Origin of the sequence: Streptomyces fradiae ATCC 10745 = DSM 40063, assembly GCF_008704425.1 — a bacterium.
GTDB lineage: Bacteria > Actinomycetota > Actinomycetes > Streptomycetales > Streptomycetaceae > Streptomyces > Streptomyces fradiae.
Window position 1 is genome coordinate 1,827,189 of the sequence record NZ_CP023696.1, and the last position, 19,984, is coordinate 1,847,172.

General features: G+C 73.6%; 31 protein-coding genes and 1 pseudogene. 12 read left to right on the forward strand and 20 right to left on the reverse strand.

Features of this window, described 5'->3' with window-relative positions; genetic code table 11:
* Window positions 1–371 precede the first annotated feature (371 nt).
* The 3 genes from CP974_RS08085 to CP974_RS08095 all read left to right on the forward strand — a co-directional run bounded on the left by CP974_RS08085 (window position 372) and on the right by CP974_RS08095 (window position 2,116).
* Window positions 372–842: a DoxX family protein gene (locus CP974_RS08085; RefSeq protein WP_031130422.1), complete on the forward strand. Its 471-nt coding sequence runs from the start codon at window positions 372–374 to the stop codon at window positions 840–842.
* 280 nt (window positions 843–1,122) lie between these two features.
* The gene (locus tag CP974_RS08090) at window positions 1,123–1,752 is read left to right on the forward strand and encodes a DedA family protein (RefSeq protein ID WP_031130424.1); all 630 of its coding nucleotides are present in this window, start codon (window positions 1,123–1,125) and stop codon (window positions 1,750–1,752) included.
* 46 nt (window positions 1,753–1,798) lie between these two features.
* Entirely contained in the window at window positions 1,799–2,116 is a 318-nt protein-coding gene (locus CP974_RS08095; protein ID WP_031130426.1) for a hypothetical protein, read from the forward strand.
* On the opposite strand, the gene CP974_RS08100 is transcribed toward CP974_RS08095, so the two are convergent.
* A complete protein-coding gene (locus tag CP974_RS08100) occupies window positions 2,101–2,364 on the reverse strand; it encodes a DUF2277 domain-containing protein (RefSeq protein ID WP_031130428.1) in 264 nt (87 codons plus the stop codon). The genes CP974_RS08095 and CP974_RS08100 overlap by 16 nt on opposite strands.
* A gap of 101 nt (window positions 2,365–2,465) precedes the next feature.
* On the opposite strand from CP974_RS08100, the gene CP974_RS08105 reads away from it, so the two are divergent.
* A complete protein-coding gene (locus tag CP974_RS08105; protein WP_031130430.1) occupies window positions 2,466–3,023 on the forward strand; it encodes a flavoprotein in 558 nt (185 codons plus the stop codon).
* A gap of 97 nt (window positions 3,024–3,120) precedes the next feature.
* Here CP974_RS08105 and CP974_RS30960 read toward each other — a convergent pair whose 3' ends face one another.
* Together CP974_RS30960 and CP974_RS08110 are read right to left on the reverse strand one after the other, a co-directional pair.
* A complete protein-coding gene (locus CP974_RS30960) occupies window positions 3,121–3,195 on the reverse strand; it encodes a 50S ribosomal protein bL37 (protein ID WP_099048249.1) in 75 nt (24 codons plus the stop codon).
* A gap of 448 nt (window positions 3,196–3,643) precedes the next feature.
* Entirely contained in the window at window positions 3,644–4,246 is a 603-nt protein-coding gene (locus CP974_RS08110; protein WP_031130432.1) for an HD domain-containing protein, read from the reverse strand.
* Between the two features lie 344 nt (window positions 4,247–4,590).
* Between CP974_RS08110 and CP974_RS08115 the strand changes: the two genes are divergently transcribed.
* A complete protein-coding gene (locus CP974_RS08115) occupies window positions 4,591–5,148 on the forward strand; it encodes a DUF2690 domain-containing protein (protein ID WP_031130434.1) in 558 nt (185 codons plus the stop codon).
* Window positions 5,149–5,395: 247 nt separating this feature from the next.
* Here the strand turns inward: CP974_RS08115 and CP974_RS08120 are convergent, their stop codons facing one another.
* A complete protein-coding gene (locus tag CP974_RS08120; protein ID WP_031130436.1) occupies window positions 5,396–6,070 on the reverse strand; it encodes a hypothetical protein in 675 nt (224 codons plus the stop codon).
* A 206-nt stretch (window positions 6,071–6,276) separates the two neighbouring features.
* On the opposite strand from CP974_RS08120, the gene CP974_RS08125 reads away from it, so the two are divergent.
* The 3 genes from CP974_RS08125 (at window position 6,277) to CP974_RS08135 (ending at window position 8,925) form a co-directional block, all read left to right on the forward strand.
* A complete protein-coding gene (locus tag CP974_RS08125) occupies window positions 6,277–7,497 on the forward strand; it encodes a helix-turn-helix domain-containing protein (RefSeq protein ID WP_223844488.1) in 1,221 nt (406 codons plus the stop codon).
* Between the two features lie 142 nt (window positions 7,498–7,639).
* Window positions 7,640–8,578, forward strand: coding sequence for a peptidoglycan recognition protein family protein (locus tag CP974_RS08130; RefSeq protein WP_031129102.1), 939 nt, complete (start codon window positions 7,640–7,642; stop codon window positions 8,576–8,578).
* A 68-nt stretch (window positions 8,579–8,646) separates the two neighbouring features.
* Complete coding sequence (locus tag CP974_RS08135) at window positions 8,647–8,925, forward strand: DUF2087 domain-containing protein (RefSeq protein ID WP_031129101.1); 279 nt, start codon at window positions 8,647–8,649, stop codon at window positions 8,923–8,925.
* 81 nt (window positions 8,926–9,006) lie between these two features.
* On the opposite strand, the gene CP974_RS08140 is transcribed toward CP974_RS08135, so the two are convergent.
* The 3 genes from CP974_RS08140 to CP974_RS08150 all read right to left on the reverse strand — a co-directional run bounded on the left by CP974_RS08140 (window position 9,007) and on the right by CP974_RS08150 (window position 11,014).
* Complete coding sequence (locus tag CP974_RS08140; protein WP_031129100.1) at window positions 9,007–9,285, reverse strand: hypothetical protein; 279 nt, start codon at window positions 9,283–9,285, stop codon at window positions 9,007–9,009.
* A 219-nt stretch (window positions 9,286–9,504) separates the two neighbouring features.
* Complete coding sequence (locus CP974_RS08145; RefSeq protein WP_031129099.1) at window positions 9,505–10,203, reverse strand: class I SAM-dependent methyltransferase; 699 nt, start codon at window positions 10,201–10,203, stop codon at window positions 9,505–9,507.
* Window positions 10,204–10,723: 520 nt separating this feature from the next.
* Window positions 10,724–11,014, reverse strand: a complete 291-nt coding sequence (locus tag CP974_RS08150; protein WP_031129098.1) for an Imm32 family immunity protein — start codon at window positions 11,012–11,014, stop codon at window positions 10,724–10,726.
* Between the two features lie 10 nt (window positions 11,015–11,024).
* Between CP974_RS08150 and CP974_RS08155 the strand changes: the two are divergent.
* Together CP974_RS08155 and CP974_RS08160 are read left to right on the forward strand one after the other, a co-directional pair.
* Window positions 11,025–11,209 (forward strand): annotated as a pseudogene (locus tag CP974_RS08155) (transposase); the annotation flags it as partial.
* Window positions 11,210–11,805: 596 nt separating this feature from the next.
* Complete coding sequence (locus tag CP974_RS08160) at window positions 11,806–12,060, forward strand: helix-turn-helix domain-containing protein (protein ID WP_031129097.1); 255 nt, start codon at window positions 11,806–11,808, stop codon at window positions 12,058–12,060.
* A gap of 46 nt (window positions 12,061–12,106) precedes the next feature.
* Here the strand turns inward: CP974_RS08160 and CP974_RS08165 are convergent, their stop codons facing one another.
* From CP974_RS08165 to CP974_RS08170, 3 genes are read right to left on the reverse strand one after another with little or no spacing between them, the layout of a single operon-like run.
* A complete protein-coding gene (locus tag CP974_RS08165) occupies window positions 12,107–12,304 on the reverse strand; it encodes a hypothetical protein (RefSeq protein ID WP_140160827.1) in 198 nt (65 codons plus the stop codon).
* Window positions 12,301–12,477, reverse strand: a complete 177-nt coding sequence (locus CP974_RS29515) for a hypothetical protein (protein ID WP_158100704.1) — start codon at window positions 12,475–12,477, stop codon at window positions 12,301–12,303. Before CP974_RS29515 ends, CP974_RS08165 begins: the two co-directional genes overlap by 4 nt.
* On the reverse strand, window positions 12,474–12,824 hold the full coding sequence (locus CP974_RS08170; protein WP_031129095.1) for a hypothetical protein: 351 nt from the start codon (window positions 12,822–12,824) through the stop codon (window positions 12,474–12,476). The genes CP974_RS29515 and CP974_RS08170 overlap by 4 nt, the downstream gene beginning before the upstream one ends.
* Before the next feature lie 186 nt (window positions 12,825–13,010).
* On the opposite strand from CP974_RS08170, the gene CP974_RS08175 reads away from it, so the two are divergent.
* The gene (locus CP974_RS08175; RefSeq protein ID WP_031129094.1) at window positions 13,011–14,228 is read left to right on the forward strand and encodes an NsdA family TPR-like regulatory protein; all 1,218 of its coding nucleotides are present in this window, start codon (window positions 13,011–13,013) and stop codon (window positions 14,226–14,228) included.
* On the opposite strand, the gene CP974_RS08180 is transcribed toward CP974_RS08175, so the two are convergent.
* A complete protein-coding gene (locus tag CP974_RS08180; protein WP_031129093.1) occupies window positions 14,209–14,871 on the reverse strand; it encodes an HAD family hydrolase in 663 nt (220 codons plus the stop codon). The genes CP974_RS08175 and CP974_RS08180 overlap by 20 nt on opposite strands.
* Before the next feature lie 222 nt (window positions 14,872–15,093).
* Between CP974_RS08180 and CP974_RS08185 the strand changes: the two genes are divergently transcribed.
* Window positions 15,094–15,285, forward strand: coding sequence for a hypothetical protein (locus tag CP974_RS08185; protein ID WP_031129092.1), 192 nt, complete (start codon window positions 15,094–15,096; stop codon window positions 15,283–15,285).
* Between the two features lie 66 nt (window positions 15,286–15,351).
* Here CP974_RS08185 and CP974_RS08190 read toward each other — a convergent pair whose 3' ends face one another.
* The 9 genes from CP974_RS08190 to CP974_RS08230 all read right to left on the reverse strand — a co-directional run bounded on the left by CP974_RS08190 (window position 15,352) and on the right by CP974_RS08230 (window position 19,973).
* Window positions 15,352–15,915, reverse strand: a complete 564-nt coding sequence (locus CP974_RS08190) for a hypothetical protein (protein ID WP_031129091.1) — start codon at window positions 15,913–15,915, stop codon at window positions 15,352–15,354.
* 22 nt (window positions 15,916–15,937) lie between these two features.
* Complete coding sequence (locus tag CP974_RS08195) at window positions 15,938–16,375, reverse strand: helix-turn-helix domain-containing protein (protein ID WP_031129090.1); 438 nt, start codon at window positions 16,373–16,375, stop codon at window positions 15,938–15,940.
* Window positions 16,376–16,652: 277 nt separating this feature from the next.
* Window positions 16,653–16,979: a putative phage holin gene (locus CP974_RS08200; protein ID WP_051838997.1), complete on the reverse strand. Its 327-nt coding sequence runs from the start codon at window positions 16,977–16,979 to the stop codon at window positions 16,653–16,655.
* Window positions 16,976–17,191, reverse strand: coding sequence for a DUF7620 family protein (locus CP974_RS08205; protein ID WP_031129087.1), 216 nt, complete (start codon window positions 17,189–17,191; stop codon window positions 16,976–16,978). The genes CP974_RS08200 and CP974_RS08205 overlap by 4 nt, the downstream gene beginning before the upstream one ends.
* Window positions 17,154–17,471 carry a hypothetical protein gene (locus CP974_RS08210; protein WP_031129086.1) on the reverse strand — a complete coding sequence of 106 codons (318 nt, stop codon included), beginning with the start codon at window positions 17,469–17,471 and terminating at the stop codon, window positions 17,154–17,156. Before CP974_RS08210 ends, CP974_RS08205 begins: the two co-directional genes overlap by 38 nt.
* 38 nt (window positions 17,472–17,509) lie before the next feature.
* On the reverse strand, window positions 17,510–17,761 hold the full coding sequence (locus CP974_RS08215; RefSeq protein WP_031129085.1) for a holin: 252 nt from the start codon (window positions 17,759–17,761) through the stop codon (window positions 17,510–17,512).
* A 28-nt stretch (window positions 17,762–17,789) separates the two neighbouring features.
* The gene (locus tag CP974_RS30060) at window positions 17,790–18,647 is read right to left on the reverse strand and encodes a peptidoglycan recognition protein family protein (RefSeq protein WP_078915364.1); all 858 of its coding nucleotides are present in this window, start codon (window positions 18,645–18,647) and stop codon (window positions 17,790–17,792) included.
* 14 nt (window positions 18,648–18,661) lie between these two features.
* The gene (locus tag CP974_RS08225; RefSeq protein ID WP_031129083.1) at window positions 18,662–19,402 is read right to left on the reverse strand and encodes a PIG-L deacetylase family protein; all 741 of its coding nucleotides are present in this window, start codon (window positions 19,400–19,402) and stop codon (window positions 18,662–18,664) included.
* Window positions 19,403–19,466: 64 nt separating this feature from the next.
* Window positions 19,467–19,973, reverse strand: coding sequence for an H-type lectin domain-containing protein (locus CP974_RS08230; protein WP_031129082.1), 507 nt, complete (start codon window positions 19,971–19,973; stop codon window positions 19,467–19,469).
* Window positions 19,974–19,984 lie beyond the last annotated feature (11 nt).

Here is a 19,984-nt window from a genome sequence, read left to right on the forward strand (position 1 = left end):
CCACCGGCCGCCGGGGCGCCCGCCCTGCGTACCCCGGTCGGGGCCTCCGTACCGGGCCGGGGCCTTCGCCCCCGCGGCACAGGCCGGCGCACCCGCACCAGCGCGCCCACGGCGGCTTCCGGGGAGCGTCGCCGTGGCGGTGACCCGCCACCATCAGGGGGGCGCCCAGCGCGCGGATCACCGCGCCCACCCCCGCCGACCTGCGCATCTCGCCCCCGGTTCCGGAGGGCGATCGACTGACCGCTTTCCGCCGGGGTATCTCCACACGCCTGAATGTTGAACTTGCAAGTAATGGTGAGGGGTGCCTAACGTGGACCCGCAACCGGTTCAGTCCCCCGCCGAAGGAGCCCCCCGTGTCCCCTGCCTCCTCCATGCCTTCCCCGTCCTCCGCCTCTTCCGTCACCGCGCGCCTCGATCGGGCGCGTCCGTACGCGCTCGCCCTCTTCCGGGTCGCCATCGGCCTGCTGTTCCTGTGCCACGGCGCCGCCAAGCTGGCCGGCGTCCTCGGCGGGGCCGACGGCTCGGGCGGCACGGTCCCGGCGGGCACCTGGCCGTACTGGTACGCGGCGGTGATCGAGCTGGTGGGCGGCGCCCTCGTCCTGGTGGGCCTGGGCACCCGCGCGGCGGCCTTCGTCTCGTCCGGGGCCATGGCGTACGCCTACTTCTCGGCCCACCAGCCGGAGGGCCTGTTCCCCATGGAGAACGGCGGCGAGGCCGCGGCCCTCTTCTGCTGGGCGCTGTTCCTGCTGGTCTTCACCGGTCCGGGCGCCCTGGCGGTGGACGGCCTGTTCGGTGCGGGCCGCCGGGCGGCCGAGCGCGAGCAGTCGACGCTGGCGGCGTAACCGGCGCGGCCGCGGCGCGGCCGACGCGCACCGGGGGCGCCCGGTGCCGGGCCGGCCGACGGGGCCCCGTGCCCCGGCCGTTCAAGCCCCGGCCCATGCCCCCGGCCGGGCGCCCCTCCCCTCCCGCCACGCCGTCCCCGCTCCCGCACCCTCCCTCGCCCCACCCCCTGGCCGAAATCCATCCCTCACTCCGGCCACCCTCCCCGCGCGCCGGTCGCCGCGTAAGGCGTACGCTGTTGCGCGTTCTCAGGGGTGGCAGGGGTGGAGGCGGGGAGACAAGGTGCTGGAGAGCGTGAGGTTGCTGGCCGGAAGTCCATGGATCTACGCCGCGGTGGCCGCCTCCGTGGTCCTGGACGTGTTCCTCCCCATCCTGCCCAGCGGCGTCCTGCTGATCTCGGCCGCGACGGCGGCGACCGCGGCGACGGCGACCGCCGCCCCTGGCGGGATCTCGCTCATCGCCCTCGCCCTGTGCGCGGCCTCCGCCTCGGTGCTCGGCGACCTGGTCGCCTACCGCCTCGCCTGGCGCGGCGGGCCCCGCCTGGACCGGGCCATCGCCCGCTCCAGGCGCCTGACCACAGCGCAGGAACGTCTCGGCACGGCGCTCGGGCGGGGCGGCGGCGCCCTCGTCGTCATCGCCCGGTTCGCCCCGGCCGGGCGGTCCGTCGTGTCGCTGGGCGCGGGCGCGGCCCGGCGGCGGGCGCGCGAGTTCGTGCCGTGGTCCGTCCTGGCCGGGGTGGCCTGGGCCTCGTACAGCGTGGGGGTGGGCTACTTCGGCGGGCAGTGGCTGGGCGCGACCTGGTTCAGCGTGGCCGTGTCGGTGCTCGCGCTCTGCCTGGCCGGGAGTGTCGCCGCGTACGTCGTGCGCCGCCCGGCCCCCGAACCGCCCGCGGCCGCGGCGACGGCCGCCTAGGACCGGCCAGAGGCATGATCGCCGGACAGTGAGGGGGGGCGATCGCATGTCCGCGAGACGGACGGAGCTGGTGGACCTGCCGGTCTCCTTCGGGCGGCCCGTGCGCCTCTTCGCCTGCATCGTGGGGCACAGCCACGACTGGCGCGCGTTCATCCTGGAGCCCGGCCCCGATTCCAGCCCCGGCCCCGGCCCCGGTCCCGGCAACGGCCACGTGGTCGCCGGTGGGGTCTTCTGGGCGGAGAGCTCCGCTCCGATCGGCCACAGCAGCTTCCTGGCACCCGCCTACGACCTGCCGCGGTTCCACCCGGACCGGCCGGTGCCGCCGGAGCCGCCCCTCGTCCGCACCACCTATCCGCGGCGCTGAGCGCCCGCCCGCGGTGGGCCGGCCTGCCCCCGCGCGGCGGCGCCGCGTACCTCCAGGCCGTCGAGGAGCGCCCGCGTCGCCTCGGCGACGTCGGCCACCGCGCGCTCGAACACCTCCCGGTTGTGGGCGGCGGGCGCGCGGAAGCCGGACACCTTGCGCACGTACTGGAGCGCGGCGGCGCGGATGTCGTCCTCGGTGGCCTCCTCGGGCAGCGCGGGAGGGCGGAGGGTCTTGATGCTGCGGCACATACCGGTCCTCGCGGGGTCGGGCGAACGGCCGGCCGGGCTGCCGGCCGCGGGTTTCCCCACTGCCAGGATGCACCCGCCCGTCGTGTGATCAGATGAACTCCATGATCAAGGCGAGGACTCTGTATCTGTTCTGCTCGGCCGCTCCCCCCGTGTTCGAGGTGGCGAGCGTGATCGAGGAGGCGCAGGCGCGCGGCTGGGACGTCTGCCTGGGGCTGACGCCGAGCGCCGCGCGGTGGCTGGAGCCGAGTCTCGACGGGCTGGCCGTGCTGACCGGGCACCCGGTGCGCAGCGCGTACAAGCGTCCGGGCGACCCGGACGTGTGGCCGCCCGCCGACGCGATCCTGTTCGCCCCGGCCACGTTCAACACGGTGAACTCCTGGGCCCTCGGGCTGACCGGCGCCTTCGTGGTGGGCGTCGCGGCGGAGGGCCTGGGCAAGGGCCTGCCGATCGTGGCGATGCCGTGCGCGAACGCCGCGTACGTACGCCACCCGCAGTTCGACCGGTCGGTCGAGACACTGCGGGCGGCGGGGGTGGCGGTGCTGTACGGGGAGGGCGGCTACGTCCCGGACCCGCCCGGCCGGGACTGGCCGGAGCGGTTCCCTTGGGCGGTCGCCCTGGACGCGGTGGACGCGGCGCACGCGGCACGCGAGGCCGGGTGAGCCTGCCGCACCGGGACGGTGCGGGGGTGGGCCGCCGGGGCGACGCGGGGTGAGCCGCCGGGAGGGCACGAGGCGGGCGACGCGGGACGGTGGTCCGTCAGGCGTTGGGCCGCTTGCCGTGGTTGGCCTTCTTGCCCTTGCGGGCACGGCGCTTGTTGCCGCGCTTCGACATGGGGTCACTCCCTTCGAGGGCCCGAACTGGGGCGTTCGGGGGCATTACGGGCATGGTCAGTCTAGGCGCGCCGGCCGCACCCCGCACGGGCGGCCCACCTGCCCCATGGGCGGCCGGCTGCCGGGCCGGGCCGGTGATCCGCCCACCCGGCCAGGCAGCCGACCCTCTCTCCCCCACCCCATCCCCGCCCTCTCCCGCCCCTGGGCACACCCCTACGAGCCCCCGGATGCAGTCGGCCTCGACGACGATGACGACGACCGCGACGTGTGAGCCGTGGGCGGCACTGCGCCCGGCCCTCGCTGCACGCCGAGACATTCGCCGCACCGCGGCTTGCCTGATCACGGCGGGTGCAGAGATGCGGCCGTCGGGGCAACGGCTCGGCGCCGGCCGCGCTGCAGTGCCTCCTGAGTCGCCGTAAGGACACTGTGGGGACGGTCGGCGGCGGGAGTCACTCAGTGAGGGCCTGGCCGTAGAAGGCAGCGAGAGCATGTACGTCAGGCTCCCCGAACGTCTTGCGGAGCAGGGTGAAGGCGTCGACCTTGTCGTGCCCGAAACGGCTGACGTAGGTGGCGTAGGCGTTGGCGGTGAGGAACTTCGGCGGGGTGGTTTTGCTGTGGAACTTGTCGGCGTACATCACCAGCTTCTCTTCCTCGGTGATGGCGAGGTAGTCGGCCGGCGGCAGGGGGAGTTGCTGGCAGAGCACGTCGTCTCTCGTCAAACCCACACCGGTATGACAGGAGCAGAATCGGCACAGGGTCTCGGGGAGCCCTTCGGCCGCGAGGATCTCATGGCCGAGGAGCCCATGACGGACATACTTCTTGTGGTCGAGGTTTCCATCAGTGCCGTAGAGGCGGTAGACGCCGATGTCGTGAAGGAGACTTCCGGCTCGGACGAGATCTCTATCGATGTCTGTGTCGTTCCGGGAATTGAGGAGCTCCTCCGCAATGCGCCAGACGATCTCACTGTGACCGTAGACGGCTTCGAACGCTTCGAGTGAGGGTGCGTGGCGTTCGTGGAGCGCGCGAATTTCTTCCGCTGTCGGAGAACTCATCAAAGCAAGAGTAGCAATGTGGCGCTCAGCGCTGTACGGCGGTCGGGCGCTTCGGCCATCTGCCGCCCGACAGAGGGTGACACCCCCGCACCCCTAGAGCACAGGCGCCGGCGCCGAGTGCGGACAACCCTTGCGGGGTCAGGTGGTCGGCCCTCCGCCTGAGCGCCCGTTGCCCGGTCCGCGGTGTTGTCGTTGTCTGAGGGAGGGGCGCGCAAGGAGGCGGCCGGCGCGCTCCTGTGCCTTCTATGCCTCCTATGCCTCCTGAGCCTCGGAAATGCGCCTTTCCTCGGCGGCGACGGGGGTGGATTCTGTTTCTCCCGGTAAGCGCACCAAGGTTGGTACCCGTGACGACGAGCAGCACCAGCGACGACTCCGCGATGTCCCCCGAGCCCGAGTCGCAACCGCCCACACGCGGTGGGCGGAGAAGGCGCAACAGCGCGACGAAACTGGCCTACGCCGTGGCCATCGTCAGCGCCGTGGCAGCTGCCTTTGTGACCCCTCTCGGAGATCACCTGATGAAGGGATTCCTCGACGAGCCGACCTGTCCGGGTGAAGCCTGCGAGGGAAAGAACCCGCAGAATCAGGGATGCGGCGAAGACGCGCGCACCCACAAGCCCGCCGTCGGCAACCCCGCCCTTCTCCAGCTCCGCTACAGCGAGGACTGCCAGGCGGTATGGGCGCGCGTCGAGCGCGGGAGCCCAGGGGATCTGGTCACGGCGGAGGTCACAGGGGGAGCCAAGCGCGCTGCCCAGATCGAATACGGAGACGACCAGTTCACCAGCATGGTGAGCGTGGGTGACGGCGAGTTCCAGGTCACCGCCTGTGCGGTACCCAAGGCCGGTGGTGAGAGCACCTACGAGCGCTACTGCATCCACGCAACCGAGGCGACGGCGTGGCGGTGACCTGGGAAGCGCGTCATCAGGACCGGGTGCGCGGCCTGAGATGACACCCCCAGGTGACCCGCGGCCGCCGCTGAATTCCGCGGGCACCGCCGCCAGTCGACCGCGCCCGTGGGACGCCCGCTCGCCGCCCGCGTGCGGTACCGGCCGCGGGCCCGTACCAGGATCGAGCGCTTGGCGCCGGCGGCGGTACCGACGGCCCCCGAGGCCCATCCTCGGGGCGGGCCCGTCCCACGGCCGGGCGGCGGGCTCAGTGGAGCCGGTGCACGGCCTTGGCCGTCGTGCCCTTGAAGGCGGTCACCGGCGCGTCCGTCAGATCGCCCATCCGCGCCCACTGCACGAACGTCACGGTGCGCCCGTCGCGGCCGACGCCGATCAGGTGCGCGCCCGGCTCGGAATCCGGCACGGAGGTGTGCACCCCGTACACGTGCGCCCCGTCCCCGGCGGCGACGCGCCCGTAGTCGGCCCAGGAGGCGGTGCCGCCCGGCGTGGCGCGCAGCCAGTCGGCGGCGCAGCCGGCGGCGGCCCGCTCCCCGGCGGCGGCGAGCCGGCGGGCGGCACCGGTGCTGGGCGCGGTCACGGAGACCTGCACCGCCCAGGTGTCCAGGTCGGTGTTGAACGCCCGGTGCCAGGTCGCGCCGCCCTTGGCCGGCAGGACGCCCTCCAGGCAGAACGGCGTCCACTCCGGCATGCCCGCCGTGACGGGCCCCGCCGTCCAGGAGGTGCCGGGGGCGGGCGGCAGGTCGGCGGCGCCGAGGAAGCCGGGCGCGGTGGCCTTGGCGGCCGCCACGACATGGGCGGTGACGGCGGGCGCGGGGCCGGGCGTGGCCTGGGCGGCGCCCGCGAGGGGGACGAGGAGGGCCGCGGTGGCGGCGGCGCCCACGAGGGCGGCGACGCGGCGGGTGGTGCGGTTGCTGAGGTCCATGTGGGTACGCCCCGTTTCGTTGAGTCGGTGCGGTCAGCGTCGGCGGGCCGGTGGCGGTGCGGCAAGGGGCGGGCGGGCGAACGGGACGGCGGGACGGGGCGCGTACGCTGGCCTGGGGAAACGTCACCCGCCCGGGACGGTGGGCGGGACGGCGCGGGACGGCGCCGGACGCGTGGGACGCCAAGGGGGCGGCGGGGTTGGCGGAGGTGGACGAGGTCGCGGTGCTGGCGGCGCACCTGCGGGACCTGAAGGACCGTACGGGGCTCAGCTACACGGCGCTGGCGGCCAGACTGCACGTGAGCCGGTCCACGCTGCACCGCTACTGCCTGGGCGAGACGGTCCCGCCGGACCACGCCCTGGTGGCCAACCTCGCCCGGCTGGCGAGCGCCCCGCGCGAGGAGCTGCTGGAGCTGCACCGCGAGTGGATCCTGGCGGACACGCGCCGCGACGGCCGTCCGCAGCCCCCCACGGCGACGACCCCGGCCCCCACCCCGGCAACCCCCACCCCAACCCCCACTCCCGCTCCGACCCCCCACGAAGACACCGCACCGCCCACCCCACCCACCCCACCCCACACGCCCCCTCCATCGGACTCCGGGCAGCCACCCTCCCCAGCCCCGACCCACCCCCGCAGGCGGCGCACCGGGGCGGCGGTCGCGGCGGTGGCGGCCCTGGTACTGGGCGGGGGCGCGGTCGCGGCGAAACTGGCGTACGAACCGGCCACCACGCCCCCCACCACCGCCCCGGCCGCCCCTGCCACCGTCACCACCCCCCGGACCCCCCGCACCCCCACCGCTCCCGAAGCCCGCCCCGGCGCCCCCCTCACCTGGACGGCCGACTCGCACGTGTGGGCCCACGAGTGCGACCACCGCTACCTGGTGGACCGCCCGCCGCACACGGTGCCGGCGCCACCGGTGCAGCAGGACGCGCAGCGGTGGGCGCGGTCGCTGGGCGCGGTGCACGGCGGTACGACGATCGTGCGGGCGACGCTCAGCGCGGCCCGGCAGGACGCGACCGCGGTCGTGGAGCGCCTCACCGTGCGCGTGGTGGAGCGCCGAACGCCGCCGGGGTGGCCCGCGTACGCGATGAGCAGCGGTTGCGGAGGGATGCTGTCCCCCGCGTTCCACGCCGTGGACCTGGACGCGCCGCGCCCGCTGGTGCGGCCCGTCGAGGGCTTCGACGGGGAGCGCCCGCTGCCGGCGACGCGGCTGCCGTACCGGGTGCGGGCCGGCGACCCGCTGGTGGTGCGGGTCGAGGCGACGGCGGTGCGGTGCGACTGCGCGTGGGTGCTGGAGGCGGAGTGGTCCAGCGGGGAGCGGCGCGGCACGGTCCGGATCGACGACGGGGGTCGCCCGTTCCGTACGAGCGGCGTCGCCGCGGGGCGGGAGTACGCGTACGACGACGGTGCGAAGGCGTGGCGTGGCTGAAACGCCGTGATTTCACTCGTCCTTGGCAACTGCACGCCGCGCCGAGTGACCACGCTCCGTACCGGGCAACCAACTGTCAGGTGCCCGCACGGCGTCCGCTCCGCGCCCCGCCCGAGGCACCCCACGCCCCGAGGAGGAACGCATGGCCTGGTATCCGGGGGCTACGCGCATGGAGCTGCAGCCGGAATCCGACGCCCAACCGGCGATCCGGCCCACGCAGTTCATCCTGCACAGCATCGCCGCCCCGTGGACCGCGCGCCGGATGTACGAGTACTGGCGCGACTCATCGAGCCTGGAGTCGCACTTCGGACTCGGATTCGAGGGCGATCTCGCCCAGTACATCGGCACGGAGACGCGCGCCGACGCCAACTACAAGGCGAACAGGCGGCCAGACGGCACCGGCGCGGTCTCCATCGAGACGGCGTCCAACCTGAAGCACACCGACCCGTGGACGGACCGGCAGATCGAGCAGCTCATCGAGCTGGGGGTGTGGCTGCACCAGCACCACGGCCTGCCGCTGCGGATCTGCCGCACCCACGACGACCCCGGGTACGGCTACCACCGACTGCACTCCGCCTGGTCGTCGGGCGGCACCGCCTGCCCGGGGGACGCCCGCGTGAAGCAGTTCCGCGAGATCGTGTTCCCCGGCATCGTCAACCGGGCCAACGGCCAGACCGCACCCGCACCCGTGGAGGACGACCCAGTGCCGAACATGCTGAACGAGGCCAACACCGCCGACATGGAACTGCAGTCCGGCAACTGGGCGGGACTGTCGTTCCGCACCGCGATACTGCTGGTCGGCCCGGTCCGCCACCACACGGTCGTCCACCTGCAGTTCGGTGACGACACCCCGTCCGACACGGTGATCGAGGGCTGCTTCTACACGACGGACAAGAACGGCGGGGACCGCTCCCTGTACCTGCCGATCCGCGCGTACGGGCCGGGCGGGCACCAGTTCACGTCCTCGGCCGACGTGGGGGCGGGCCGCCATCTGCGGTTCATGGTCCGCGCGAGGACCACCGACCACCGGTCGGTCCGGCTGCTGCACCGGGCGGTGACGGGCCCGTTCTGGAAGCTGTGACGGGCGGCCGCGGCGGGCGCCCGGCAATTCGATTGCGGGGCGGACGCGGCGGCTGCGAGGCTGCCGGCATGTCCGAGCACCGTACGTCGCACGACGTGTCCGCCCTCTTCGACGGCGAGGGCCGCCTCACCGCCATCCCGCGCAAGGCGGCCCGCCGCGAGCAGCTCCTGTCCCACCTGGCCCGGACCCTGTTCGAACCGGGCCGCGCGTACACGGAGCGGGAGGTCAACGAGGCGCTGCGCGGCGTCCACGACGACTGCCCGGCGCTGCGCCGCTACCTGGTCACGTCCGGTCACATGACCCGTACCAGGGACGGCAGCGCCTACCACCGCGCCTGCGCCGCCTGATCCCGCCCCGCACCGGGGCCCGGGGGCGGCGCTCCGTCCCGGCGCGCACGACGCGCCGGGACGGACGTCCGTATCCGGCCCCTACCCGGCCCGCCGCTCGGTCTCCCGGTAGATCTCGCGCTCCCCGGTGGTCAGGGTGCCGTCGTGCTGCTCGTAGTGGGAGAGCGCCAGGCCGAGGCCGAAGAGGGTGGGCGCCCATTCGCCGACGAAGATGCCCCACCGGTCGGCGCGGTCGAGCCCGGCTCCCGGCTCCGCTCTGAGGGACGTGGCCCAGGCTGCGATGGACAGGCCGATGGACAGGAGGGCCGCGGTGTACGCGTGTTCGCTGCGCAGGCCCTTCTCGTGGAGCTTCTGGATCATCGTGGATCTCCCTGGTGTCCGGGGACAAGCACTTCCACGAGTGTCACGCCCCCGACGGCCCCCCGCATCCGGAGCGGGTCCGGAGCGGGTCGGGCCCCGGTCCGGAGCGGGACCGGCCCCGATCCGGCGCCGGTCCGGCCCCGATCCGGCCCCGGGAGATCGCCCCGGACGGGTCGTGGGACATCGGGCACGCCCGGCAGGCGGGCAGGACCGCCCCGGCTACGGCCGCCCGGCGACCGGCAGGGCCCGCACCCACGTGCGGTCGCCGGTCAGGTACGCGTCGACGGCGAGCCCGGCCTCGCCCAGGGCGAGTTCGAAGGCTCCGGCGGTCAGGGGGCGCGACAGGAACGTCTGGGTCCACCGGGCGTCGGGGAAGACGTACTCGACGTGGACGGACCGCACGCCGGGGCCCACCGGGTCGGAGGACAGCACCCGCACGAAGCCGTCGCCGGCCCTCCGCTCCCGCGGCAGACCCTCGTGCCGGCCCTCGTCCTCCCGCTGGATCAGTACGCATCCGCCGTCCGCGACATGCCGCCGGCAGGTCCGCAGCAGCCCCCGCCGCACCTCGGGATCGCCGGCGTGCACGAGGAACGACCCCAGCAGCACCACGTCGAAACGCTCGTCGAGCTCCAGCTCCTCGATGGCACTGCGCACGGTCCGGGCGCCACGGACGCGCTCCAGCATGCGGGGTGACTCGTCGACGGCGGTCACGGAGAAGCCCCGCTCCACCAGCGGATGCGTCACACGGCCCGCGCCGCAGCCCAGTTCGAGGATCCGGGCCCCCGCGGGCACCGCCCGCTGGATGACGTCGGGCTCGTCGCCCACGGGCAGCCGCGCGTACAACTCGACCGCACACCCGTCCGGCGTGATCGCCCCCGGCCCGGTCCCGCCGTACCCCTCACGCGTCCATCCGTCCATACCCCAGGGGAACACACCACGGACCGCGTGCGAAAGACCGCGCGCGTGGCCTCCACATGGACATCGATCACGGCATCCGCACAGCGCGGAGCCCCGTGCGCCGGCGCCGTGGCCGTTCGTCTTCTCGTGGCTCCTCGTCCGGTCGGGCGCGGCCGGAGCAGGTCGACCACGGGATATCGAGGCTCTTGGCAGGTCCACCCCGCACCTGGCTCCTCGTCCGCCGGGCTCCGCTCCCCACCGCTTCTGTTCGCAGCCGTTGGTGCCGGACGCTGATGCCGGTGCATCAGGGAGCGCAGGACACACGGTGCTGCGGCATGGAAACCACGGCGTACAGCAAGCTGACGAAGACGACCAGGCAGAACCGCCGACATCTGCTGTGTGAGTCCGTCCGGGAGCCTGCTTGCGTCTCCACTGCCGCCGGTCCCGTGAGGAGACGAGCACGCCTGCCGCTGTCCACCGCTGTTGATGTCGGCTGTGGATGTCAGTTCCTCGTCCACCTCACTACCGCCGCCGGGTGCTGTCACTCGTCGTCGCTGCGCTCCAGGACCAAGCCGACGGATCCGTCCTCCAGACCGTTGCTGTCTTCGAGGTGCAGGTGACTTCCATCCGGAACTCCATCGCAGGCCAACGCGAGAAGATGCCCGGCGAGCGTCCTGAGGCCCGCGGCGTTCGCCTCGATGACGACCTCTCCCCCGAGGTCTCGCACCTCGATGCGCGCGTCCGCCTCCCACGTGAAGGTTTGCGCGACGCCATCGGTCGCGGCCGTGACTCGGGTGCCCTCAGCGGGAGCGCTGCCGTATTCGGAGGTCATGGCGAACATGATGCCGCTCAGGCGGATGGAGCCCCTGCTGCCGGGTGCTGACGGCCGTGGACGGCGTGGCGGGATCACCGGCAGGTGATCAACGGGGCGGAGTGGCGGTTGCGGACCGGTGCCGCGTGGCGTGACCTGCCGGAACGCTGTGGGCCGTGGCAGACGCTCTACGAGCGGTTCGCCCGTGGGGAGGCGCCACGGCCGCAGGTGACCGGCGCCGTTGGTGTCAAAGCCGGATGTCAAAGGCCCCCGCAGCAATGTGCTGCGGGGGCCTTTCCGCTGGTGGGCGCGGACGGTTTCGAACCGCCGACATCTGCTTTGTAAGAGCAGCTTGACGACTTCTGGCGGTGCTGGTGACGGCGCTGTCCATGCTGTGACCTGCTGCGCGCCGCACCGTACACGCTTGTTCACGTCACTTCACGTCGATTCACGTCGACTCGATGCGGGAGGCTGACTCCCATCTCGCTCCCACCCGCCCCCCGCATCCGTGCTGGTCACGGCACGACGACGCCCCGAGACGCGTCTGCATCCCGGGGCGTCTGTGCCGGGGCTCGACGAGGGGGGCTAACCGCTCCGATCCCCGGCACGCTTGCTTGCGACTGCCCGACTGCCCCGAGAGGGGGCGAGCACTCGCCGGTTCACCCGAAAGGGTGAACGCCTGTTCGATGGGTGGACAGTACAGCCACATGCTGCACCAGGCCAGGGGCCTGCATCGCCACCCCCACAGCTTGCCGCACATCGTGACCGTTTGGGTACTGACACAAGATCGACACGCACACAGCGTCAGCCTTGTGCCAACCCGCCGCCACCCCTACCCCGACTGGGCCCTCGCCCGCCGCGCCCTGCTGGGCCATCGGATCGCCTCTCTTCGCCGCGCTGCCGGCCTCTCCCAGGACGACCTGGCGACCGCCGCATACGTCGACCGGCGCAGCATCATGCGGTGGGAGAACGGCGTCCGCGACCCGCGATACCTCGACCTCGTGATGGTCGCGCACGCTCTCAACGTGGAGGTGGCGGAGCTGGTGGCGCCGGACGAACGCCGCTGAGGAGTGACCCGGCCGGAGCCCACGGGGGAAGGCCCCGGCCGGGAGATCAACGGTGGCGCCGTTGCAGCCACGGGTCGCGGCGGCGGAGCGCGGCCGGCGCCCAGTAGCTGCCCGGCGAGTAGCAGCCCCGGTGGTAGTACACCGTCGGCGCGGCGCCGGACCCGCTGTCCGGGGTGTGCGAGTCGGCGGGCCCGTCGATGATGCGCTGGCACACCGCGCAGAACCGCGGCATCGGCGCGGTCATCGGGTGGCCTGCTGGTGGCAGGGGCAGGAGCAGCGGATCGTGAACACCGGGCCGATCCGGGGCCGGCCGGGCAGCTGCACGTACACGTCCTGGGGGTGGCAGAACTCGTGCCCGCCCTCGCCGCAGTACGGGGAGCGGCCGGTGTCCCGGCCCGTCGCGGCCAGCGCGGTCACCGGGCGCCCTCGTACGCGTCCTCGATGGCGGCCTGGAGCGCGCTCGGGTCCGTGTGCCAGCGGTCGCCCGGACACACCCGCCAGTACGGGCCGGGCCCGGTGACGCGCCGCGACGGCGGAATGGTGATCGGCCGGTCCAGCAGGGCGGTCCCGGCGACATCCCACGCGGTCCCCGCCGGCACGAAGAAGTGCAGCGCCATGTCTGCGGGGTCGTCGATGACGGCGCCGCAGCGGGCCCCGAGGATCTGCACCGCCGTCAGTCCGATGCTGCGGGGCACGCGGACGATGCCGGACTCGGCGGGCGCGGTGGCTCGCGCGGGCGGTAAAGGGCGCGTGCTGGTGCGCATGGCGGCTCCTCGGGCTGGGCGTCCTGACCACTCACAGACTGGCCGCGACACCCGTGAGGAACGAGGACTTTCAGAGGACACCTTGCGGGCGAGATGAGGACTTTCGTGCAGCCGCACGGGTGACGGGTAGCCTCCGGGCGGACCTACTGGCGACACTGTCCCCATCGCCCACCGCCGGAGGACCCCATGGGGAACGCCCGCCTCAAGGCCGCCCGCATCGCGGCCGGTTACCGCTCGCAGCAGGACCTCGCCGACGCCCTGTCCCGGCTCGGCCCGCCCGTCGGCGTCCGGCAGGTCCGCCGCTGGGAGTCCGACACCCCGCCCCTGCCGCACCCCGACCTCGCGCGGAGCCTCACCGACCTGCTCGGGCAGCCACTCGACGCGCTCGGCTTCACCGTCCCCGCCGACAGCGCTACTCGCGGTCCGGCCGGTCCGCCGCTCGCGGTGATGCGAGCCGCCGTCCGGACGCAGGCCGCACCGGCGCGGCAGCCGGCCACCGCGGCGGTCGACTACGCGGCCGTGACGGCCGCTCACCGCCGCCTGTACTGGTCGGTCGCCCCGGCGGTCCTGCACCCGCCGGTCACCGCGCACGCCACGCTCGGCTGGGCGCTGCTTCCGGAGACGGCCGGCGCCACCCGGCGCGGCCTGGCCCGCGCCCTGGCGGAGACGTGCCTGCTGGCGGGCCGGGTCGAGTTCTTCGACCTGCGCGAGCCCGACCACGCCGCCGACACCTACGTGCGCGCCCTCCAGGCGGCGGGCGAGGCCGACGACCCGCTGCTGGGGGCCGCCGTCCTCGCGCACATGGCGTTCATCCCCGGCTGGGCCGGGGACCGGGACGCCGCGGCGGAGCGGATGACCGCCGCGAGGACGTACGCGCGGCGCGGGCCGGCGTCGGCGGGGCTGCTGGCGTGGCTGGACGCGGTCGAGGCGGAGTGCGAGACGCGGTGCGGGAACACGCGGACGGCGCTGCACCTGATCGGGCATGCCGAGGACGTCCTTGCCGACGGCGGCGACCACCCGGACCCGGCGTGGCTGGACTGGTTCAGCCCGGTCCGGCTGGCCGCTTTCAAGGGCAACACCCAGCTCAAGGCGGGCCACCACCCGCAGGCCCGCGCCACGCTCCAGGGCGTCCTCGAGGATCTGCCCGCCGACGCGGACAAGCAGCGCACGGTCGTGCTCGGCGACTTGGCGGCCGTCGAGGCGGCGGCCGGGCGCCCGGACGAGGCGTGCGCGTACGCGTCGCGGGCGCTCGACCAGCTGGACGTCACCTGGTACGCGATGGGCATGGAGCGGGTGCGGGAGGTGCGGCGGGCGCTGGCGCCGTGGCAGCACGAGCCGTGCGTGCGGGCGCTGGATGAGCGGCTGTACGGGTGGGGGACGACGCTCAGCGCCCTCGCGCGTTGAACCCCTGGATCAGCTGCGGCAGGTCCGTGAGGCTCTCGACCCGGAAGGTCGGGAGCTTCTCGGCTTCCTGGGTGTCCCACTGGATCGTCGCCCAGGGGCCGCGGCGGATGAGCGCCGTGTGCATGCCTGCCGCGGCGGCCGGGCGGATGTCGTTGTCGACGCGGTCGCCGACGTACAGGATCTCGTCGGCCGCGTAGGGGACGGCGTCGGCGACCCGCACGAAGAACTCGGCGGCGGGCTTGCTGGCGCCCCAGTCGTCCGAGGTGCCGATCAGGTCCACGTCGCCCGTGAACAGCTCCCGCAGGATCGTCCCGGCGCGGACAGTCTGGTTCCCGGCGATCCCCAGCCACAGCCCGTCCGTACGGAGCTGGGCGAGCGCGGGCCGGACGTCCGGATACAGGTCGTCCTCCCCGAAGTGCTCCGGCTGCCCGGCCTCCGCCCGGTGCTCCCGCTCGGCGTACAGGTCGAACCCGGGCCGGAACTCCTGGAAGGTCTCGCGGTAGTCGCGGCCCTGCGCGATGACGGCGCCGAACATCGCCGCGAAGGTGTGGCGGGGCACGCCGAGCCAGTCCGCCCACGTGCCGTACTCGCGGGTCTCGTCTACCAGGCACTCACCAACGTCGAACACCACAGCGTGAATCATGTCGGCCAGCGTAGACGCCCCGGGAGCTTCGGAGTTGAGCCGGTGGGGTATGGCATCGCCACCGACCACGAAGGGGGACATCGTGAACTGTCAGCGGTGTGGGGCGCCCGCGTTACAGCAGGGCGCCGGGTGGGTGTGCAGCCAGCTGTGCGGCTGGTCGTCGACCGCGCCCCCGCCGGCCGGGCTACGCTCGATCCAGCCCGCCGAGGAGGGACCGGACCGATGACCACGCCTGCGCGTATCCCCGAGATCACGACGACGATGTGCCGCGGCTGCGGGTCACAGGTGTCCGGGCTGAACGGCCGGTACGCGTGCGGGGTGTGCGGCTGGGTGAACAACTGGGCGGAGGGTCACACGGCGCTGCCGACCGCGGAGGAGGATCCGGACTGGCCGGGCCCCGACGCGGCGGCCTGACCCCGGGCATGACGAAAGCGCCCCCTGCCGGCCCGAAGGCCAGGCAGGGGGCGCGGTGCGTGGGTGCTAGTCCGCGTCGATGGACCTCGTGTCGGTCGGGTCGTCCAGGGCGGCGCGAGCCCGCACGCTCTCGCCGTCGACGGGGAGCAGGCACGTGAGCGCGTCCAGCACGGCGTCAAGCTGCTCGGCGGCCGTCGCGCGGGCCCATGCTCGGGCGGTCTCGGTCCGGGTCATCTCCGGGTCCGTCGCGTCCGCCTGCACGTAGGCGTCGTTCGCTTCCTGCTGGGGCAGCGTGTCCCGGAGCGCGCTGATCATCGTGCGCATCTCGTAGAGGGTGCCCGCGTAGCGCTCCGCCGCGATGTTCCGTTCCTCTCGGGATGCCTCCGGGGTCAGGGCCCACTCCCGCAGGTCCGCGTGGCTGTCGATGGCGCGCAGGGCGTCGGTGAGGGGGAGGCTCTCCGAGTCGGTGAGCGGGCAGGAGAGGCCATGCTGGGCGGCGGCGCGCAGCCATCGGGCGCGGTCGATGCCGTGGCGGGCGGCCTCGCTGTTGATGCGGGTCAGGGTGTCGGCGGGGACACGGGTTTCGATCTTCGGGCCGATCGAGGGGCGGCCGCCGGCGGGTGTGGTCATGAAGGTCTCCTGGGTGGGGTGGTCAGCGGGCGTCGAGGGTCGCGCGGATGCGGGCGCCGCGCGCGGACAGGACGTAGTAGTGGCGGCCGTTGATCTCGACGGTGTCGAGGAGGCCCTTGCTCCGCCAGACGTTCACGCCGAGGAACGTGGAGGGCCAGCGGTAGGTGCCGATCGGGAAGGCGAGGACGTAGCGGTCGGCGAGGGCCGCCCTGTCGGCGCGGCGGGGGGTGTAGCCGAGGCGGGCGCGGCGGATGCTGCGGAGGATCGTGGGGTTCAGGTCGCTGGTGTCGGCGGGCTCGGGCATGCGGCGGGCGCCGATCTCGATCCGGCGGGCGAGAGAGGCGGCGTCGATGATCCAGCGGCCGGCGGCCTTGACGGCGGCGATGACGCCGCGGCGGCACCAGGTGCGGATGGTGGCGACGGTGACGCGGGCCTGCGCGGCTGCTGCGGTGGTGTTCATCGTTCCCCCTCCCTGCGGACTTTCCGCATGCGTTAACTCTAGCGGAGGGTTTCCGCATGCGTCAACTGGGTGGTGCGGGAAAGACGAAACCGCCCCCTGCCCTCCCCGAAGGGAGAGCAGGGGGCGTCGTCGTCTCAGGACACGTCCGGGTCCACCGGCGGCAGCGGCGCGGGCTCCGGCGGCGGCTCCACCCACCCCAACTCCACCAACGTCCCCACGTCCGCCGCACCCTCATCACGCCGCGGCACCACCGGCCGCGGCTCCGGCACCTCCACCATCACACCGCCTCCCGATCCCGCCGCTCATGCTGCGCCCGCAGCACCATCCGCGTCCGCTGCACCATCAGCCCAGCGATCGCCACCACCACCGCCGTCCGCACACACCGCAGCACCGCCGCCGGACAGCCCTGCGGCCACACGTTGATCGCCACCGTGTACCCGAACAGCAGCGTCAACGTCACGCCGACGGCCATGAGGTGCCGGCCCGTCGCCGACCGCCACCACGCGGCCCGCACGTGGTACACCACCACGAACCCGGCACACACGATCGCCGCCATCGCGGACGCGGCCACGTTCAGCCACATGTCGATGCCCCACTCCCTCACTGCGCCCCTCCCTCCAGCGCGTGGCGGATGCGCTCGGCGAAATGGTTCTCCTGCCGCTCCGCCCGCAGCCGCTCCACAGCCGCCCGCACAGCGGGCCGACGTGCCTCCGCCGCCTCGCGCGCCTCCCGCGCCCGGTCCAGCGCGCCCTCCGCCGCGCGCTGCCCCGGCGTCGGCTCACCGCGGCGGACCAGCCGCCTGATCCACCCGACCATCCGGCGTCACCTCCCCCCGACCCTTGGGGCGGGGCAGGCTGTTGAGCAGCTGGTTCCCGAGGCGGGCCATCTCCAGCAGCTCCTCCACCTGCTCCCGCTCGGCCTGCCGGGCCCGCTCCGACTCCGTATGCGCGGCCCGCCACATGTCCCGCTCGTCCCGCATGTCGGTCAGCGTCGAGCGGGGCACGAGACGGCCGGTCAGCACCAGCAGCACCACCAGCGTGAGAACCGCGGTCGGGCCCGCCTCGGCCACGGAGAGGCCGAACACCTCAGCACCCATCGGCCCGGCCTCCCCTCGTCGTGCGTACGGTCACAGGGTCAGGCCACCGGCCCCGCCGTGCCGCGCCGCGTGGGCGCCTCCGTGACGCCGGGCCCGGCCGGGCCGACACCGGACGTGACGATCGCGGTGAGCAGCGCGAGGACCGCGGCGAGCGCGCCGACCGAGGCCGCCTCGCCCCAGTCGACATCGAGGATGCCGAGCCCGTCGGCGCCGACAGCGGCGAGGACGGCCTGCGCGAACGTGCGCACCATCCGCTCCAGGGTCGCCTTCCAGAACGCTGAGGTGGTCATGTGGGTCTCCGATCTGAGGGGTCTGCTGTTACTCGGCGAGGCGCGCGGCGAGCTTCTCCGCCACCAGCTCCGCGATCCGGTCAGCGAGCGCCGGGGCCGCGGCGAGCCGGTCCGCGATCGCCGCGACGTGCGCGTCGGTCAGCTCCGGCGCGCCCACCTCGGCCACCCGCGCGCCCAGCTCGCCGAGCCCGGCCACCGCCGCGGCGCCGTTCACCGCCGAGGTCTTGCTGTGGTTGGCGGCGTCCGCGACGAACTGCCGCATGTCCCGCCCGTCCAACGCCTGGTTCCGCCAGGCCCACACGGCGTGCGCGACCTTCTGCACGTCCTCGCTGGTCAAGGGCATGTCGTCCTCCTTGCCGCCGGCCGCCCGGCGCTGAATCTCGGGGAACAGCTCCTGCCGGAACTGGGTGATACGGGCCGCGCCGGGGCAGGCCGTGCCGCCCACCGACCACGCCGCGTGCAGCGAGTGGTAGCCGAACCCCGGATCAGCCGCAGACCGGCAGATCCTGAGCGGGATGCCGTGCCGCTGATGCAGCCACACCCCCAACCTGACCAGCTGCTCCAGCTGCGCGTCGGTCCAGGGGTCGGAGTGCTTCAGGTTCGATGCGGTCTCGATGGACACCGCGCCGGTTCCGTCCGGGCGCCGGTTCGCGCCGGCGTTGGCGTCGGCGCGGGTCTCGGTGCCGATGTACTGGGCGAGGTCACCCTCGAAGCCCAGCCCGAAGTGCGATTCGAGGTTGGAGCTGTCCCGCCAGAACTCGTACGTGCGCCGCGCCGTCCACGGCGCCGCCAGGCTGTGCACGATGAACTGCGTCGGCCGGATCGCCGCCTGCGCGTCCGACTCCGGCTGCAACTCCATGCGGGTGGCGCCCGGGTACCAGGCCATGGGGAGCCCTCCGATCAGGGGTTCTTCACGATGACGTTGGCGGCCCCGGACTCCGCCCAGTCGAGCTCGGCCGGCACCGAGTGGCGGCCGATCGCGTACGACTCCGGCGGCGCCCACGCCCCGTACGCCCGGCACGCCGACCGGGCCATGTGCCGCGCCTGCGCCGCATACGTGCTGGGCACCGCGTACTCCACCGCCCCGGGCACCTTGCCGATCTGCGAGCGGCGCACCACCCACCGGCCATCCGTGATCGTCCCCGCCACGACCAGATTCCGCAGCGCCTGGCCCAGCGCCGCGTGCGTCGGGTCCGGGTCCGTCCAGTGCGTCGTGTAGTGCCCGGCGCCCGGATACTGGGCCTCGTACTGGAGGATCAGCCGCTCCGCCTCCGCGACGGTGATCGTGGAGGATCGTTCCGGCACCCGCAGATGCACCCGGCCCGCCGGCACCCCGAGCTGAGCGGCCGCCCGCAGCAGCTCCCGGTCGCGCGCCTCCGCGAACGCCTTGTAGTCGAGGGGCGCCGCTATGCCCTCCCGCTGCGGGTAGTGGTAGCCGCCCCACCAGCCGTTCGGCTCCGTCCCGTTCAGGGCGTGCCGGATCGCGCTGGTGGACCCGTCGGAGCCCAGCACGATGTGCACCTCCCGGCCGACCAGCGCGTGGTGCGCGATGACCTGCCCGGCCCACAGGGACTCGTCGTCCTGGTGGCCGGTGTAGAAGAAGAACGCCCGGCCGGTGGCCAGGGGTACGGGGTCAGACAAGGGTGCTCCAGGGCATAGAGAAAGCCCCGGCCGGTCGGCGCGGGGCGGGCAGGAAGAGGGGGGGTCAGGCGGCGACGGCGAAGTACCAGAGAGGCACCGCCGACCAGTTCGCGGTGGCGCCGTCCACGGACGACTGCACGAGCACGGAGAACCCGGTCGGGCTCGCGCTCGGCACGCGCGGTATCCACCGGCTACTCGCCCCGCTGGACGTGGCCAAGTTCACGAACACGTACGGCGTCGAGGACATCGCGGACGAGAACGTCACGTTCGCGGTGTACTGGTCCAGGCCGGACCCCGACACGGTGAACGCCCCGAACCGAAACTCCGGCACCACCGCCACCCACTGCGACGTCGTGCCGTTGTACCGGTACAGGCGCTTGTTGTCCGCCAGCGTCGAGAACATGCCGTCCACAGGACTGGGGACGGCCGCCGCCCGCGCGGACGCGGACGCGAACCGCAGCACCCCATGGCTGATCGACTGCTCGATCGCCGTGGACAGCGCCTCGACGTCCGGGACGTCGAGGAGGTTGGGCAGGTCGATGGACTGCCCGTAGACATCGGATCGGGGCACGGGCCCTCCAC